Here is a 17768-nt window from a genome sequence, read left to right on the forward strand (position 1 = left end):
CCTGACGAGCCGTACGTGACCGACGTGGAGATCCATGTCCGGGTGCCGGTGAGGATCCGCCTCACCGGCGACCCGGGCCCCGCCGAACTGGCCGCGCTGACCCGCTGCCTCACCGCACTGGTCACCGGCCGGATCGCGGCCGCCGAGCGCGAAATCGCCCGCAGGAACCGCCCGTTGCCCGGCCAGGACGCGGACGCGGGAACGGACGCGCGCGAGTCGTACGACCCGGCCCGGGACGCGTACCCCGGATACGGCCTGCCCTCGTACGACGGCGGCGGCCGGCCCGCCCGGGTCCCGGTTCGCGGCCGCGGCGACGCGCCCTGGACGGTGGTGCGCACCGGCCGCGCCCTGCTCCCCGTCGAACGCTTCCTGGGCTTCGTCGAGGAGGTGCTGCGCACGCCCTTCCCGCAGGCCGTGCTCTACACCGCGCTCACCGGCACGACCCGGCCCGTGGACGTGTGGCTCGTCCGCGTCGACAAGGCGTACGTCCCCGAGGAGCTCGGGCAGGAACTCCTCGCCCGGGCCACCGCCGGCGCCCGGATCGAACAGGGCCGGCGCACCGAACCCGCCTGGGCGCTCACCGGCTCCGAACAGGCGCTGCACCGGCTCGTCGAGGCCGACGAGGACGGCACCCTCGCCGCCCGAGTCCGCGGCGTGCCGCCCGGCCACGCCCTGTTCGCCTTCATGCAGCTGCCGCGCGTCGAGCTCTCCGACGTCGCCGTGGCCGGGCCCGGGCTCTCCCTCACCATGACCGTGCGCGAGGCCGGCTTCTGCGTCGACCCCGAGGTCTTCGCCCGGGCCGTCGGCGTGCCCTGGAGCCGCTACGCCGAGGAGTTCGCCGACGACCCCGTGACCGTGTGGACCCAGCCGGCCGTGCTCCGCCCCGCCTCCACCCTCGGCGGCGCCGACGAGGACACCCGGCGCGAGGCCCTGTTCCTCCTCTTCGACCGGCACGCCGGCAGCGGCAGCCCGCGCCACGAACCCGCCGCCCGGCTCTTCGTCGCCGACGGCGGCACCCTTCACGACGTGCCCGAGACCGTCCGGCGGCAGACCGACTGGCCGCCCGGCGAAGCCGGCGTCCGGGTGCTCTACTGCCGCGCCGACCTCGACCTGGCCCCCGAACGGCTCGGCGCCGCCATCTTCCGCCCCGTCGCCCGGCAGCTCGCCGCCGCGCTCGTCGCCAAGCTGGCCGACCCCGGCTTCGGCGACCTCCTCGACCACGTCCTCGACGAGGCCGCCCCGCACGCCCGCGGCCGCTTCGGCAGCCTCTTCGGCCATGTCCTCGCCGAGCTCGAACGGCAGGGAAAGCTGGGCGAGTTCTTCGACGCCGCCGATGCGACCGGCCGGTTCGCCCTGCGCCTGAACCTGCTCACGCAGTGCGAGGCGACCCCGTACGCCCGCCACGAGCGGGTACGTGCGCTGCGCTCCGCCCTCACCGAGGAGCGCCGCGCCACCACCGTCAACGCCTACACCGTCGGCGGCGCCGGAGTCGGCGCGATCCAGCTGTACCGCGACCCGGACTCCACCGTCGTCGCGGGCGGACTGCTCGGCGACACCGACTTCCTCTACACCAAGCGCACCGAGGTCATGCGCGCCAAGCCGGGCCGCGCCGAGGCGCTGCGGGACGAACTCATCGCCCAGCGGCAGCAGTTGGCCGCCGACCTGCTGGCGGGACGGGAGACCGGCACCTACACGGAAGGCGAGTTCGGCGCGGAGGCCATCCGGCGCGCCGCGCGCGCCGCGCACATCACGGCGGACGACTTCGAGAAGGTCGACGTCGAGTTCGGCATCCGGCTGCTCGAAGTGCTGCCCGCCGAACACAGCGGACTGCCCTCCTACGACGTGAAGTTCGAATTCGTCTCGCGCACCGCCGGCCGGGGCGAGTCCTGGGGCCGCGCCGCCGGGCCGATCGTCGAAGGCGTCGGGGAGTTCGAGGCCCGGCTGGTGCAGTGGCGGCTCGGCCGGGCCGGTGACGCGTACCGGATCGTGGGCATCGCGGTCCTCGCCATCGGCGGCCTCGCCCTCGCCTGGGAGGCCGGCATCGTCGCCCTGCTGATCCAGCTCGGCGGCGGGGGAACGGCGGTGGGCATCGGCATCGGCCTGTCCGAGGCCGCCTATCTGATCAAGGTGATCCTCGGCAAGGAGGAGGCGAGCCTCGGCGGCTTCGCCATGGCCGCCGTCGACGGCTACCTCGGCGCCGTCGGCTTCCGCGTCGGCGCCGGCATCGGCGGCTGGGCCGGCGGCCGCATCGGCACCGCCACCCTGCGCGCCCGGGTCACCGCCTGGATCACCACGAAGCTCGTCACCGGAGCCGTCGGCGGCGCCGCCACCGCCGGCCTGGAGACCCTCGCGCACGACGTCGTCGACGTGGCCCTCCAGGACGGGCGGTGGAGCGGCATCGACACCTATGTGCGCCGCATGGAGTACGGGGCCGTGGCCGGCATCGTCGCCGAGTTCACCGTCGTCCCCTTCCTGCGCGCCCTCCTCAAGCGCGCCGCACCCACCCTCGTGCGCGCCGCGCTCCTCACCCAGCTCCTGCGCGAGGAAGGCGTGTCGGCGGGGCGCTGGGCGGAGGCGATGACACTGACCCGCGAGCGCATGGAGCAGACCCTCGGCCACACCTTGGCCGAGCAGGAGGCACGCGCCTGGACCACCGCGCTGACCGGGCGGCTCGACGAGGCCGCGCAGGAGCTCGGCCCCGCGCCCGGGGCGGGCACCGGTCCGCACCCCGGAGCCGAACCGGTGACCGGGGGCGCCGCCGTGACCGCGCGCCCCGGCCCCGCCGCCCGCTGGCCCAGCCGCGCGCAACTGGAGGAGGCCGCCCTCAAAGACCCGGAGGCCGGTCTCGACCGGGCCTGGTACGAGAACGCGAGCGACGACCAGCTGCGCGCCCGCGAGACCCGCGACCCGGTCGCCCGGGAGTACCTGGACGAACGCTGGGGCGGGCCGCGGCGCCCCTTCCAGCCCGACCGGCCCAGCGACCCCGCCCTCCAGGAACAGCTCCGCGCCGACCTGCGCGAGGCGCGCGCCGCCGTCGAGCAAGAGCGGCGCCGCCTCGAACAGGAAGGGCTGCGCGAACCGTCCACCCGCGAACCCGCGGGCTTCGAGGAGCGCTCCACCCGGGCCGGGGACCAGGAGGTGCCGCCGACCGCGAAGGCCGCCGCCGGGTACGAGGGCACGGTCGCCGTCGCCCGCACCGACATCCCGGCCCTGGCCGGCGAGCGCTTCTCCGGCGGCTCGCCGCGCGCCCTCGGCACCTACGATCCGGCGCACGAGATCCGGCCGCCCGACAACGTGGTCGTGCCGCAGGCCCACGGGCACGCCGAGCAGGACCTCGGCCAGCAGCTCGACGCCCGGCTGAACGCCCTCAGCGCGGCCGAACGGGAGGCCGCCCGCGGCCACACCGTGTCCATCCGGGTCGACCAGGAGGTCTGCTCGATCTGCGCGGCCGCCCTGGGCGGCGGCCCGCGCGCCGGAGTCCTGTCCCGGCTCAGCGCCCGCCACCCCGACCTCGTCTTCGAGGTCACCGCGGACGACACCAGCGCCGTCTACCGGATCGTCGCCGGAAGGAGGGTGCGGTGAACACCTCGCGTCCCGAGCGCCACTTCCACCTGCCCGCGTCCATCGCCCGGCCCGAGGGACTCGCGACGCGGGCCGCGGGCCTTCTGGAGGCCGCCGTCCGGCAGGCCCTCGCGGACGCGGTCCGGGCGGCCGGCGGACACCTCGCGGAAGACCCGTCCGCACCGGCGGCGCACGGCGGTTCCCGTGCCGTGGAGGAGGAGACGTCAGGGGACGGGGAGCGGGACGGGGGCGCGGACGGATACCGGGTCCCCAGCTACGACGCCGCCGGCCGCCCGGTCACCGTGCGGCTGCGTCGCGCTCCCCGGTGGGGCACGGCCGGGCCCGCGGGCGGCCTCGGCACCTGGAAGGGCTTCGGGACCGGTGGGGCCGGCCTCGGCGGCGCCGTCGGCGCCACACCCGCGCTCCGCAGCGCCGCCGAGGCGCCGGCGGCGCCCGAGCGACCCTGGACGCCCGAACGGCTCGCGGCCCTGCGGACCCGCATGGGCCATGACCACCGGCAGGCGCTGCTCGGCCGGATCGACGCCGACAGCCTCGTGACCGGTGGGCGCAGCGTCCGGCTCGTGCCCGCCCTCGGCGAGGGCGCCGACCGGGAGCGGACCGTCGCCGCCCGGCTCGGCGCGGGGGCCTTCTACCTCGAATCCATCACGCGCGAACGGGTCGGCCTGGTCGCCGCGACGGAGTCGACCGGCAGCGGGGGCTACCTCGTGCACCGCGTCACCGACGACGGGCGCCGTCACGACACCGGGCTGCGCGTCATCACCCGGGACACCGCCCCCGTGCCGGCCGGCATCCTCGCGTACACCGGCGACCTCACCACGATCCGCGAGGTCAGGATCGTCGGCCGCCGGCCCCGCGACCCGCGCGCCGTGGCCGCCGCGATCGCCGGCGTCCTGCACCACCTCACCGGGGCCCCGGGCTCGGTCGCGGCGGCCACTCTCAAGGGATACCTCCGCGACCTGGACGACGACGAAGTCATGCTCTGCTTCGCGGAGTTGGACAGGCTCGGCCGGCTCCGCGAGACCATGACGCTGGTGCGCGTCCGCGCGGTCCGCGACTACTTCAGGGAACGGAACGTGCCCTGGTCGTACGTCTTCGGCAACTGGGAGCCCAACGGGCCCGACGCCGCGGCCGTGTTCAGCGGCGTGCTGTGGGGAGCGGGCCAGAGCGTCACCGACGTCTTCGAGACCATCGGCCTGCTGTTCGGCTCCTCCGACGTGCGCCAAGAGATCTGGAAGGCGGCCGTCACCACCGTCCAGCACCCGCTGATCGCCGGACAGGAGGCGCTACGGGCCCTGCGCGACACCTTCTGGGAACACCTGGAGCGGCTGGAGTTCTTCGACGCGGGCCGCTTCCTCGGCCAGCTGGTGGTGGCCGCCCTGACCCTGCCCGAGGCCGTCCGCGCGCTGCCCAGGCTGGCCACGAGCGCCGTGCGGGTGGTCGCCGCCTTCAACCGGATCGGGGTGGCCGTCCTCGACCGGATCGGGCTGGGGCTGCGCGACGTCATCCGCTTCCTGCTCACCGAGCAGCACGCCCTCGTCACCGACACCGGGGTCGTGCTCATGATGAGCGGCGACGACGTCCTCGTCTCGGGCGCGAAGGTGACGGGCACCAGCGCGATCTCGCACGGCGAGATCCTCCAGGCGATCAAGCAGTCCGATGTCCCCCGATTCTTCACCGACGCCGAGGTCGACGCCTGGCTGAAGGAGACCGAAGGACTCCTCAAGGAGCCGGCGGTGAAGCCCGGCGCCGCCACCGGAGCGGCCGAGGCGGCCGAGGCCGTGCTGACCATCGACGCCCTGGAGGGCCTCGTCGCCGCGGCCCTCGCCGAACTCGGCGAGCTCCCCGGCAGCGCCGATATGTCGAACAGCGTGCGCGGCACCAGGCTGCACGCCATCTTCAGCCGCCTGGTCCAGGAGCAGTTCCCGCACAGCGGTCTGACCCTCGTCAGCGAGACCAGCCTCCGCGCCTTCGCCAAGCTGCCCGCCGAGATCCTCGACATGCCGATCGAGGAGTACGTGGCGCGCACCCCCGGCCTGATGGCGTACGAGCGCGAACTGCGCCCGCTGTTCATGAACACCGAGACCGGGGAGACCCGGCTCATCGGCAACCTCAAACCCGACCTCGTGGTCCGCGCCCCTGGCGAGCTGGTGGTGTTCGACCTGACCAGCGTCGAGGTGGGCAAGCACCTGGCCAAGGACCTGCTCTACACGTACCTGCTGGGCGAGTCGGGCGACATCGCCCGGGTCGGCGAGACGTACTGGCGCCACATGGGCAGGACCACGGCCGAGATCCAGGAGCTGTACAAGAGGGCGACGCGGGCCTACCGCAAGCGGACCGAACTCGCCCGGCGGCTCAAGGCCCTGCACGACGCGAAGAAGGGCACCACACCGTGAACACGCCGCCGTTCACACCCAGTTGACCTGCGCCTTCGCGAGCAGCGGATCGTCCACCAGCTCCCACAGCGGCACCGCCACGTTCCCGATCCGGTACTTCCCGCCGAAGTGCAGCCCCAGCACCCGGTGGTCGGTGAGGTCGAACAGCGGGGAGCCGCTGTTGCCGCCGAGCGTCGAGCAGTCGTGCTTCACGACCAGGCCGCCGGGCGCGAACTCGGTCGTCATGCCGGGCTGCAGCCGCTTCACGTTGTAGACGTCCATGAAGATGCGGCGCATCGACTCCGGCTCGTTGCGCCGCCCGTCCCAGGCCGGATAGCCGATCACGTACACCGGCCGGCCCGGCACGCTCGCCGGCGCGTCCGCCGCGACGGCCAGCGGCGTGGGCAGCGGCTCGCCGTCCGGCGGGGCGATCCGCAGCAGCGCCATGTCGACGTCCGGGTGGATGCCGATGACCTCGGTGATCTCGTACGGCAGCGGGCCGGCGGCCGGCACCGGGCCGGGCGCCGGGGGCACGGGCAGCTCCTCGCCGGGGTCGACGCGGGCCGTCATGCCCTCCTGGAAGGTCCAGCCGGCGCCCTCGGCGCGGCTGAACTCGGCGGCCACGTGCCGGTTGGTCATCACCGCCTCCGGACCCACCACGAAGGCCGTGCCGATCCACGCCAGGCTCGGGTGCCCGGTCACGTCCACCCGCCCCACCCGGGCGATCGACTCGCGGATCGCCGGCCGCGACGCGTCGAGCACCGACCAGTCACCGGGCTGCGAGGCGAAGTCCTGCCCCTGCACGAGGATCGCGGGCCGGCCCTCCAGGAGGACGATCGCCTCCACGCCGAAGTACTCGTCCTCGTCGACCTCGTCCGCCCGGCCGCCCGCCAGCTTCTCCAGGCCCGCCACGCCCGCCTCCAGGACCCGGGAGCGCTCCTCCTGGGCGAAACGGGAGATCTCGCCGGCCGGCACGGCGCCGGGCGGCAGCTCCTGCGCGGACTCCTGGATCTCCAGCTCCTGTTCGAGACGGTCCCGCACCCGCGCGGCCACCTCCGTCAGATCGCCGAACACCTGCTCGGGGCCGGTCGCGACCGGCGACCCGCTGTGCGAGCCGCTCCGTGATCCGTAACCCATCTCCCGTCACCTCCGCTTGCCGACGGCCCGGAGCCACGTCTCACTCCTCCGCGTCCTCCGGGGGCAGCGCCGCCTGCGCCGCCATGATCTCCTCGTACAACTCGGGCCGGTTCTCCCGCAGATGGGCGAGGATCGCGGACATCTGGGTGCCGACGTTGACGACCGCGGTCGTCCTGCCCTGGTACTCGATCCCGGTCTTGCGCCGTGCGCCGCGGTGCAGGGCCACGACCGTCCAGCTGTCCGTGAACACCGGCGAGCCCGAGGAGCCGCCCTGTGTGTCGGTGAAGTACGCGACGTCCCGGTCGTTCGCCTCGTACACCAGGTTGTTGCGCAGGGCCACCCGCTTCGGCTTGCCCTCCGGGTGCTGGATGATGTTGACCGCCTGCGGGTCGTTGCCGCGGCACTGGAAGAGCGCGGTGGTCACGCGCAGCACCGCCCGCTGCGGCTGAGCGGTCTGCAAGCGCAGCACCGCGTAGTCGAGTTCCGGGTCCCAGGCCACGAGTTCCAGGGCCGTGGCCTCCTCGGGCTCGACCTCGTCGGCCCCGTAGTCGAAGCGCGAACGGGAGTTGCGCACCTGCATCTGGAGGTCCTCCTCCGCGACCAGCTCCCGGCCGCCGCTCACCGCACTGCGTGCGTTGACCACATGATGATTGGTGACCAGCAGCCCGGGTGCGATCAGCCAGCCGGTGCCCAGGTGCGGATACGGCGGATAGAGCGGCTGCCGGTCCCGGTACGGCGGCACGCTGACCCGGGCGACGGCCGCGCCGGCCAGGAAGCCCCCTTGCAGGAACTCGAAGGGGACCATGTCGTCACGGACGACGATCTCCTCCTTGAACTCGCCCGTCAGGAGGTCCGGCGGCAGCTCCGGCTCGCCCGTCGCGGCCCGCACCACCCGGTCCAGGGCCCGCTGGAAGACGGCGACCTGACCGGGGTCGGCGGCCATCGCGATGGCGTTGCGCAGCCACAGCTCCAGCGGCACCTCGCCCTCCAGCAGCCGTTCGGCGATGTTCATCGTCTCCAGGTCCTTCTGGACCTGGAGGAAGGGCGTCGGCTGCGGCGGCAGCATGGCCCAGAAGTACTCCCTGACCCCGCTGAACAGCGAGGCGCGCAGCTTCCGGTCGGCCACACCCGCCTCCACGGCCGCGTTCGCCACCCCGAGCAGCTCCTCCGGGCCCAGATACGGTTCCTCCCGCCACTTCGCGTCCACCTGCGTCGGCGCCGGGGTGACCCCCACCAGGCCCGCCGCGGCCGACACCGGCCCGTAGCCGAAGCGGGCGCCGCCGCCCCCGCCGGGCATCGCCGGACCCGCCTCCACCGCCGCCGCCACCCCGCGCAGCAGGTCGCCGCTCCGGTCGCTCAGCATCAGCGCCCGCCACGCCAGACCGTCCAGGGTGCCGTGCCGCTGCGCCTCCCGCAGCGCCCCCTCGACCTGGTCGGCGGAGACCGGATGCCCGTACGGCGGGGGCTCACCGGCCGCCGGTGCACCGGCCGCCGGCCCCTGGGCGCCCGCGGCCGCCGCCCCGAGGATCCGGGCCAGCGGCTCGCACAGCCGCGGATCGTCGTCCATCGCGGTCCCGATCCAGCGGGCCAGCGCCGCGACCACCGCGTCGTCCTCGTCCGGCAGCCCCACCAGGCGCAGGGTGCGCGCCAGGGCCGGCGGGTCGGCCCGGCAGGCCGACGCGGCCGCGGCCCGGGCCAGGGCCGGCTGCGCGGCCAGGGTCTCGTCGTCGAGCCCGCGCAGCCGCTGGGCGAGCCGGGCGTCGGCCTCCGCCGAGTCCGCGTTCGCGGCCTCCGCGAGCCGGGAGCGGGCCACCAGGACGCCGATCGACTCGTACGGCAGCCGCAGCCCGGCGGCCACGCCCTCCGCCTCCCGCAGGTCCCGGTCGGCGTCGCCGAAGTCGCCCGCGTCCTGCGCGAGCCGCGCGGACAGCTGGAGCAGTTCGAGCCGGGTCTCCGCGCAGCCCGCCGCCTCCGCCCGGTCGACGGCCCGCTCGCAGGTCTCCCGGGCGTCCTCGGGCCGCCCGGAGCGGGTCAGGTACTCCACGAGCAGCCCGTGCAGCCTGCTGCACGGCGTCCACGGCTGACGCTCGGCGAGCCGCTGCCCGGCCGCGTCCAGATAGCCCTGGGTCAGCAGGTCCTCGACCTCGCGGGCGGCGATCCGCTCCCAGTCCTCCTGGTCGGCCTCGGCCATGATCGAGTCCGGTACGTGCCCGCCGATCCGGCCGAGCAGGTACGCGGCCGAGCGCGGCGGCATGTCGCGCTCCGCCCCCGCGAGGTGCTGACCCACGCCGGAGCGCCAACGCCGGTCCACCGTGCGGGGGTTCTCGCCGAGACGGAGCCGGTGGTAGATCTCCTCGGCCCGGTCCGGCACCGTGTCGCGGGCCGCGTAGTAGTCGACCGCCCGGGCGTCCACGGCCCGCATCAGATCGGTCCGCGCCCCGTCCGAGAGCCGCAGCATGATCGAGCGCAGGTCCGGCCGGTGCCGGATCGCGAGCGGCCCCGCCGACTCCATCAGGTCGAGCCGGGAGGTCAGCAGGCCGAAGAGCCGGTTCGCAGCCGACGCCGACGCCACCTCGATGCCGGCCGGCCCGGCGAGCACCTCGCGCACCAGGTCCGGGGTGATCACCCGCAGCGCGAGCCCGGCCAGCACCAGCGCGCGCACCTCCGGGTCGGCGATGTGCTTGAGGATCCGGTCGTACAGCGTGCCCTGGATGAGCATCTGGTCGACGCTGTTGTGCAGCCGCCGCTGCGAGCGCAGGCCCGCCAGCAGCTCGCCGAGCGATTGGGCGTCCTCGCCGAGCGACAGCGCGGTGCGCGCGGCGAGCTTCAGGCTCAGCGGATGCCCGCCGACCTGCGCGTACAGACTGCGCGCCACCGACTCGTCGTCGATGCCGCGGTCGCGCAGGAGGGCCACGGAGGACTCCTCGTCGAGCTCCTTCAGCTCCATGGTGCGCGGGTCGACCACCTTGGCCGGGTGGTCGATCGGCGCGCGCCCGGCGACCACGAACCGCAGCCGCGGATAGGCGGCGCGCAGCGCCGTCCACACCGCCCACATCCGGGAGATCAGCGGCGAGCCCCGGTACTGCGCCTCCTCGAAGGAGTCGACGGCGATCACGAACGGCGGATCCATCGTGCCCGGCGCGGTGGTGACCGCGCCCGCCACGAGGGTCGCCAGCTCGCGGGCGAGGTCCTGCTCGCGGGCGCTGGCACGGGCGTGGAAGCCGGCCGAGTAGTCGCGGCCGTAGGTGGCCCGGGTCGAGGAGAGCCGGGACAGGTCGTCGAGCTCCTCGCGCTCGCCGCGCTGCGCGGAGGCGGTCTCGCCGCAGCGGTCGGCGAGCGCGTCGAACGCCTCGCGGTGGGCCGGGTACTGGATCCCCAGCTGCCGGGCCGACTCGGCGATCACCGTGGCCGGTTCGTGGATGGACAGCGTCGGACGCTCGAAGTCGATGTACGCGAAGGGGAAACCGGCCGGTGCCGCCTCGCGCAGCCCGTCCAGGAGGAAGCGGGCGAGCAGGGTGCTCTTGCCGATGCCGCCGATGCCGTGCAGCAGCACGGGCGGCTCGGCGGGCTCGGTCGGCAGCGCGATGTACGCGCGCAGCGCGTCGAGCTCGCGGCCCCGGCCGAGGAACGCGTCCCGCGCCAGGCGGCGCAGCGGCTGCAGCAAACGGGCCCGCTCCAGGCGCTGTTGGACGTGCTCGGTGGCGGGCAGCAGGCCGGCCGTGCCGGGTACCCGGGACAGCCAGAGGACGGCCTGGAGGATGTCCGACAGCTCCTCCACGCCGGCCTCCGCCAGATCGGGCGGAACGCCGGACAGCAGGGCGAGCGCGGACCGCTCGACGCCGGGACCGCCGGGCAGGGCGTCGGCGTTGGCGAGGAGCGCGGCCCGGGCCGCCTCGGGGCCCGCGAGAGCCGCCAGGGCCGTCTCGCGCACCTCGGGGGCGAGCACCCAGCGCACCGAGCGCTGCGGGGCGGCGAGCGCCGTACAGTCGTCGACGAGCTCCAGGACGGCCCGCCCGGTCGGCAGCCGCTCGCCCGGCAGCCGCAGCAGTGCCGGGTCGAACTCGCCGAGCAGGCAGGCGACTTCGCGATAGGCGCGGCGCAGCCCGTGCGGCTCGGACACGGCCGCCGGGGCGGGGGTGCCGAGCGTGGTGTGCAGCGCGCCGGTGAAGTCCTCGTGCGCCGCTCGTACGCCGGCCGCGGCGGACCGGCCGAGCCGGAGCCGTACCGTCTCCTCGACCGCGTTGCACACCCGCCGCATGTAGCTGTCCGCGGGATCGGCCGCCTCCACGGCCCGCAGCACCTCGTCGACCGTCGACTCCACGAGCCGCGCGGACTTCCCGTCCGCGCCGCCGTCCGTCCCGGGCGCCTCGCGGAAGAACCGCGCGAAGAAGTCCCGCAGTTCGTCCGGACCGACCGCCCGTGCCGTGTCCCGGCACTCGTTGTTCCTTATGTCGTACGGGAGTTGGTGCAGCGTCGTCGAGTAGCCGAGCAGCACGAGCCGGGGCACGGTCTCCTGCCGGACCGGCGTGTGCTCGTAGATCGCGAGCGCCAGCTTGCCGATGCAGTCCCAGACGTCCGAGTTCGGGTCGAGCGCGTCGCACTCGTCGAGCACCAGCCAGAAGCTGTCCTCGGCGGCGGTGGCCCGGCTGACGATCCGGTGCACGGCGTCGTCGATCGACGGCAGTGGATCGTTCAACCGTGTCGGGTTCAACGGCATCCGGCCGGCGTCGTCCGGCGCCGACACGAACTCCGCGAGGCGCCCGACGAGACGCGCCGCCGTCGACGTCCGCGACAGCGTCACCCGTACCGGGCGGAAACCGCAGTGCGGGCCCAGATGCCGGATCAGCCGGTAGGTGTACGAGCGCCCGCTGTCCGGCTCGCCGTCCACCACCAGGACCGTCAGCTCCGGGTCCGCCACGAACCGGCGCAGCGTCTCGCGCAGCTCCGCCCGGTCGAGGAACACCTCCGTGCCGTGCCGCAGCACCACCGACTCGAAGGGGTCCCGCTCCGAGCGCCGCACCTCCTCGTCCTCGCGCACCCGCCCGAGCAGCGCCCGCACCTCGGTGCCCCGCCCCACCGCGTCCGCCTCGTCGAGGTGGTCGAGGGCGTCGAGCCGCGCCAGGGCGTCGAGCAGCCGCCGTTGGTGCTCCAGATCCCGCCGGGCCGCGCCCACGATCAGGCGGGCGTTGGCGTCCCGGTCCGGGGTGAGCGGCAGATCGGCCACGAAGTCGGTGGTCAGCGCGGTGCGCTGCAGCCGCGTCCGTGGATCCGGATCGTCGAGAAGGTGGTCCCGCACCCAGCTGGTGACGAGGCCCCACTCCGTCTCGGTGAGAGGCATGACGCACCTGCCCGGCGTCCCCGCGGTGGAGGAGGGACGCCTGCTTGCTGCTGCCATCGTCCCGCCGCCGGGAGGCCCCCGCAATCGCTCGCGCCGAGTGCGCCGGCGCGTCCGGACGACCAGGATCGCCCGGCCCGGGATCATCCTCAGCCCGTCACGCCCGGCCCGCCGTCCTGCTCAGCCCGTCGTCACGCTCAGCCGGCCGTCACGCTCGCTCCCTCCGTCATCGCGCTCAGTCCATCATCTGGATGTCCTCGTACGACTCCAGGCGCCGCCAGCGGTCCTCCGGCGAGCGCGCCGGAGGCATCAGGTCCACGTCCGGCAGCGGCCCGAACTCCAGCTCCGTGATCTCGGCGACGTCCGAGACCGGCACCTGGTACGTGCGGAACGGTCCGAGCGGCGGCGGGTCGCCCGCCTTCGCCCCGGCGAACGCCCGGTCGGCGTCCCGGCTGAGGTCCGGACTCTGGTCGAGCACGTACGCCGTCGCCGCGAGCGCCCCGTCCTGCATGAAGGCGACCACCTTCCAGAAGCGCAGCGGCACCTGGATGCCCCGGTAGGGCGGGTCGGAGTCGTGCAGGACCGGCCCGGTCAGCACGACCAGCTTGCGGTCGAACTGGGCCGCGTTCTCCAGGAGGTAGTTCTCCAGGCCCTGCCACAGCTCCTTGCCCTGGTTGAACACGTCCATCTGCGGCGCCGCGTTGGTGAAGTGGAAGGTGTCCGCATTGGCCGCGTCGGCCACGCCCGCCGCACCCCACACCGGATCGAGCCGGCGCACCAGATGACCGCGGTCGAAATGGTTGTCGCGGTAGATGTCCTCGCCCGACTGCTGCTCGCGCGGCAGCCGCGGGTCGTACGCCCACGCGTCGTCGCGCGGCACGTCCTCCAGGAGCTGGGCGCCCTCGATGCACACGGCGGTCGACGCGGCGAGCCGCCGGTCGGGCCGGAAGACGACGGTGAAGTGCGTGTACGGCAGGGTCACCGTCTGCACCGCGGCGCGCGCCGGCAGCGCCAGCGGCACCGCCGGGCCCAGGAACGTCTCGTCGTAGCCGGCGCGGTCGTCGAACGGGCCGTGAGGGTCGTGGGGGTCGTTGGGTGCGTGCTGACCGTGCCGGAAGTCGGGCATATTCATACGATGTAAGTACCGCGCGGGGGAGGGCTGCCCACGGCACCGGACCCGCAGGCCACTCGAACAGACGAGGCCCCCGGTGCCCCTCCGCTCCGGCCAAGGAGGCACCATGCCCACCGGAATCTCCCTGCACATCGGGCTGAACAGCGTCGACCCGGACCGCTACGACGGCTGGGACGGCACCCTGGTGGCCTGCGAGAACGACGCCCGCGACATGGCCGCGATCGCCCGCGCCGGCGGCTTCGCGGACACCGTCCTGCTCACCCGCGAGGGCACCGTCGACCGCATCACCACCGCCCTGCGCTCGGCGGCCGAACGGCTCGCCTCCGGCGACATCCTGCTCTTCACCTACTCGGGCCACGGAGGGCAGGTCCCCGACGTCACCGGCTCCGACGACGAACCCGACCGGCTCGACGAGACCCTGGTCTTCTTCGACCGCCAGTTCATCGACGACGAGCTCCACCAGGAGTTCCTGCGCTTCGACGACGGCGTACGGATCGTCACCTTCCTCGACTGCTGCCACAGCGGCAGCAGCATCGAGCTGCCCGGTGGCGGCGACGACCACGGCCGCTATCTGCCCGAGCCGAAACAGGCCGAGCTGTACGAGCGGGACCGGGACTTCTACGACGACCTCCAGCGCACGCTCGCCAAGGCCGCCGCCGTCAGGGGCGACGGACAGGGCCCGCCGGTGATCCTCATCTCGGCCTGCCAGGACAACCAGGTCGCCGCCGACGGCAGGGTCAACGGGGCCTTCACCGAGGCGCTGCTCGCCGTCTGGCAGGACGGCACCTTCCGCGGCGACTACGGCACCTTCCACCAGGCGATCCAGCGCCGGCTGCCGCCCACCCAGAGCCCGAACCTCTACACGACGGGAGCACCCACCAAGGCGTTCCTGGGCCAGCGCCCGTTCACCATCTGACCGTCGCGGAGGCGGTCACGGCCGCGGCGGTCACGGCCGTAGCGGTCACGGCCGCAGCGCGGTGGCGAGCTGGGCGCGCGAGCGCACGTCCAGCTTCTGGTAGATCCGGGTGAGGCGGGCCTCCACCGTCTTCACGCTCAGATACAGCTTGGCCGCCGCCTCCTGGTTGCTGGCCCCCTGCCCGACCAGACGCGCGAGCCGCAGCTCGGCCTCCGTCAGCGAGGCGAGGCCGGGCGGCGTCTCCTCGCGCGCCGGGCCGCCCTCGACCGCCGGGCCTGCCGGCGCCTCGCTCGTCAGCGCGAGCCACGGCGCCGCCCCGGCGCGCTCGAACAGCGCCGCCGCCGACTGCAGCGCGCCCTGCGCCGCCGAACGCCGGCGCCGCCGCCGCTCCACCCGGGCCAGCGCGATCAGCGCCCGGCCCTGTTCGAGCGGCAGCTCCGCGTCCGCGAACCGGCTCGCCGTGCCCGCGAGCAGCTCCGCCGCCTCGTCCGTACGGCCCTCCGCCGCCAGACACAGCGCGTACGCCCGGTCGATGCCGAGCAGCACCCGGGTCCGGCCGAGCCGCTCGCCGACCGGCCGCACCTCCGCGAGCACCGCCAGGGCCTCGTCCACCTCGTCGTGCGCGAGCAGCGCCTCGGCCAGCTCCTCGTGCCAGCGCAGCATCGACGGATCCACCGTCGACTGCGCCCGCTCGTTCGCCTCCACCCGGCGCAGCGTCTCCAGCGCCGCGGCGACGTCCCCGTTGATCAGCTGCACCCGCCCCAGCGCGTACAGGCTGCGCGACAGGAAGACCCGGTCGCCCTCCTCCTCCGACGCCTGCACACTGCGCCGCGCATAGCTGGCCGCCCTCGCGAAGCTGCCGCCGGCCGTCTCGGCGAGCGCCAGCGAGTACCAGGCGGGCCCCGGCGAGAGCCCCGCCTCCAGGGTCAGCGCGAGCGCCTGACCGGCGTGCGCCAGGGACGAACCGCACGGACCCATCCGCGACTCGATCTCCGCGAGGGTGCTGAGCAGTTCGATCGCGTCCTCCACCGAACCGCGCCGCTGCACCAGCGGCAGCAGCGCGTTCAGCTGAGCCCGCGCGTCCACCAGCCGCCCGTCGAACAGGGCGTGCCGGATCGTCAGGATCTGCGCGGTGTTGCGGACTCCGGCCGGCCGCTCGGTCATCTCCAGGGCCCGCGCCTGCGCGAGCACCGCCTCCGCGTCCGGCGAGCCCAGCGCCCGCTCCATCCGCGCCTGCACGGTCAGCGCCTGGGCGGCCGTGCGGGGATCGCCCATCGACGCGGCCAGCTGCGCCGACTCCAGCGCGGCGGCCCGCGAGCGCGCCGGATCGCCGTCCGCGAGCACGTACTTGACGGCCAGCCGCAGCTGCACGCCGGCCCGCAGCGCCGTGTCGCCCTCGGAGTCCTCCATCGCGTGCACGTACATCTCGTCGAGCCCGGTCAGGCCCTGCCCCGCCGTGTCCAGGACCGCGAGCCGGGCCCGCACCCGGTCGGCGGGCGCCGCGTCCCGGGCCAGCAGGTCCGTCGCCGCCCGCATCGCCAGGTCGGCCCGGGCCGCCCGGGCGGCCTCCTCGGCGGCGTCCACCAGCCGGGCGATCCGCTGCCGGCCGTGCGCGCCGGGCGTCGACTCGGCGGCGAGCAGCGCGAGTTCGGCCGCGAGCGCGCTGTTGCCGCGCCGCCGGGCCAGGTCCGCCGCCTCGGCGACCTCGGCCGCCAACTCCTCCCGCGGCGCGTCGGTGGCCAGCGCCCGGTGCCGGACCGCCTCCACCGGATCGTCCACGACCTCCGCCAACGCCGCGTGCCCCGCGCTGCGCTCGGCCCAGCAGGCGTCGTGCACCAGCGTGGACGGCAGCAGCCCCGCGGTGAACGCGACCGTGCCGTCCTCGGCGAGCGACACCAGCCCGGCCCGCTCGGCCGCCGCCAGGTCCGCCTCCGCGTTCGGCCGCCCGGCGCGGCGCACCAGGGCCGCCGTCGGCCGCAGGGCGAGCGCCGCGAGCAGCAGGGTCTGCCGCACGCCGGACGGCGCGGCGCCGAGCAGCTGGCGGGCCAGGTCCCGGGCCCGTCCCGACAGCGTCAGCGCCTCGGCGTGGTGCACCGGGGTGCGGGCGTCGGCCAGCGAGCGGCCGACGGCGAGCGCGAGCCGCGGGTTGCCGCCGCTCGCCTTGTGGATGCGGCCGGCCATCCGGGACGGCAGCCGGTGGTGGATGAGCAGTTCGGCGATCTCGTCGGCGTGCAGCGGCGGCACGAGCAGCACGTCCGCCTCGGACGGCACCCACAGGCGGCAGTCGTGCGCGTCCGCGCCGCCGTAGCCGTTCGACTTTCCGTACGCCTGCGGGGTCTCGACGGCGACGACCCGCAGCGCGGGCGGCGCCAGATGCAGGGCGAACCGCAGCAGATCGGCGCTGTCCGCGTCGATGTGCTGCACCCCGTCGACGACGAGCAGCGCGGGGCCGCGGGCCGTCAGCGCCCGCAGGATCCCGGCGATGCCGAGCCGCAGTGCGATCGGGTCCCAGCCGCCGTCCTCCGGCGGCGCCTCCCGGCACAGCATCGCCACGGCCGCCCGCTGCGGCCCCGGCAGCCCGTCGAGGACTCCGGAGGCGGTGACGCCGAGGCGGGCGGGCGCGGTGTCGGGGGAGCCGGCGACGGCGACGGAGACGGCGGCGTCGGTGCGCTGCGCGGGGAGTGCGGTGGGACGCACCGGGCCGACGGTGGCGAGCGCGCCCGCGACCCGCTCGTGTCCACTCCCGCTCCCGGCTGCGCCTCCGGCCCCGTTCGCGGTGCCGTTGGCGGTGGCGGGGGCCGAGCCCTCGTTCCCGTGACCGTGCTCGGCCGGGGCGCCGGGGCGGGTCGGGGTCGCCGGGCCGTCCTCCGCGGCGGCCGGGTCGGGCCAGGGCAGGTTGGCGGCGACGGAGGCGACCAGGGCCGCCGCGGCCGCCCCGGGTATGTCGTGGTCGGCCGGGAGCGTGGCCAGCCAGAGCACGGTCTCGCCGCGCCCCTCGGCGCGGCCGGCCGCGGCGAGCGCGACCTCGGTCTTGCCGACCCCGGCGGGGCCGGTGAGCAGCGCCCGGCCGCCGGTCCGCAGTACGCGTTCGAGGCGGCCGAGGAGTTCCTCCCGGCCCACCGGCGCAGGCCGGAGCGGCGCTGTCGTCACGTGTCCACCACCCTTTGCCCCGCCTGCCCCGGGGCCCGGCCCATGAGCCCCGTTGCGCAGAGGATACGGAGCGCTGCGCCCACGTCCAGGCCCCTTGTCCGGCATACGGACAGCACACCCCGGTGAACCGAGCGTGAAGGACAG

7 protein-coding genes are annotated in these 17768 nt (G+C 75.1%); 3 read left to right on the top strand and 4 right to left on the bottom strand.

Annotated elements, in window-relative coordinates; genetic code table 11:
- The first annotated feature begins 15 nt into the window (after window positions 1-15).
- Both ACFYU9_RS00565 and ACFYU9_RS00570 read left to right on the top strand, forming a co-directional pair.
- Window positions 16-3582: a hypothetical protein gene (locus ACFYU9_RS00565; RefSeq protein WP_389340962.1), complete on the top strand. Its 3567-nt coding sequence runs from the start codon at window positions 16-18 to the stop codon at window positions 3580-3582.
- Entirely contained in the window at window positions 3579-5975 is a 2397-nt protein-coding gene (locus tag ACFYU9_RS00570; RefSeq protein WP_389340965.1) for a hypothetical protein, read from the top strand. Before ACFYU9_RS00565 ends, ACFYU9_RS00570 begins: the two co-directional genes overlap by 4 nt.
- Window positions 5976-5987: 12 nt before the next feature.
- On the opposite strand, the gene ACFYU9_RS00575 is transcribed toward ACFYU9_RS00570, so the two are convergent.
- The 3 genes from ACFYU9_RS00575 to ACFYU9_RS00585 form a co-directional block, all read right to left on the bottom strand.
- Window positions 5988-7091 (bottom strand): trypsin-like serine peptidase, encoded by a 1104-nt coding sequence (locus ACFYU9_RS00575; protein WP_389209469.1) that lies wholly within the window; start codon window positions 7089-7091, stop codon window positions 5988-5990.
- A 40-nt stretch (window positions 7092-7131) separates the two neighbouring features.
- Window positions 7132-12429, bottom strand: a complete 5298-nt coding sequence (locus ACFYU9_RS00580) for a trypsin-like peptidase domain-containing protein (RefSeq protein WP_389340968.1) — start codon at window positions 12427-12429, stop codon at window positions 7132-7134.
- Window positions 12430-12661: 232 nt separating this feature from the next.
- A complete protein-coding gene (locus tag ACFYU9_RS00585; protein WP_389340971.1) occupies window positions 12662-13552 on the bottom strand; it encodes a DNA/RNA non-specific endonuclease in 891 nt (296 codons plus the stop codon).
- A 112-nt stretch (window positions 13553-13664) separates the two neighbouring features.
- Between ACFYU9_RS00585 and ACFYU9_RS00590 the strand changes: the two genes are divergently transcribed.
- The gene (locus tag ACFYU9_RS00590; protein WP_389209474.1) at window positions 13665-14474 is read left to right on the top strand and encodes a caspase domain-containing protein; all 810 of its coding nucleotides are present in this window, start codon (window positions 13665-13667) and stop codon (window positions 14472-14474) included.
- Between the two features lie 45 nt (window positions 14475-14519).
- Here ACFYU9_RS00590 and ACFYU9_RS00595 read toward each other — a convergent pair whose 3' ends face one another.
- Window positions 14520-17594 (bottom strand): LuxR C-terminal-related transcriptional regulator, encoded by a 3075-nt coding sequence (locus ACFYU9_RS00595; RefSeq protein ID WP_389342917.1) that lies wholly within the window; start codon window positions 17592-17594, stop codon window positions 14520-14522.
- Window positions 17595-17768 lie beyond the last annotated feature (174 nt).

The sequence above is a fragment of the Streptomyces sp. NPDC004327 genome, assembly GCF_042873935.1.
GTDB lineage: Bacteria > Actinomycetota > Actinomycetes > Streptomycetales > Streptomycetaceae > Streptomyces.

Coding starts and splice junctions, on each gene's coding strand:
- ACFYU9_RS00575 (WP_389209469.1), bottom strand. CDS start 7,091: ATGGGTTACGGATCACGGAGCGGCTCGCACAGCGGGTCGCCGGTCGCG.
- ACFYU9_RS00580 (WP_389340968.1), bottom strand. CDS start 12,429: ATGCCTCTCACCGAGACGGAGTGGGGCCTCGTCACCAGCTGGGTGCGG.
- ACFYU9_RS00585 (WP_389340971.1), bottom strand. CDS start 13,552: ATGCCCGACTTCCGGCACGGTCAGCACGCACCCAACGACCCCCACGAC.
- ACFYU9_RS00590 (WP_389209474.1), top strand. CDS start 13,665: ATGCCCACCGGAATCTCCCTGCACATCGGGCTGAACAGCGTCGACCCG.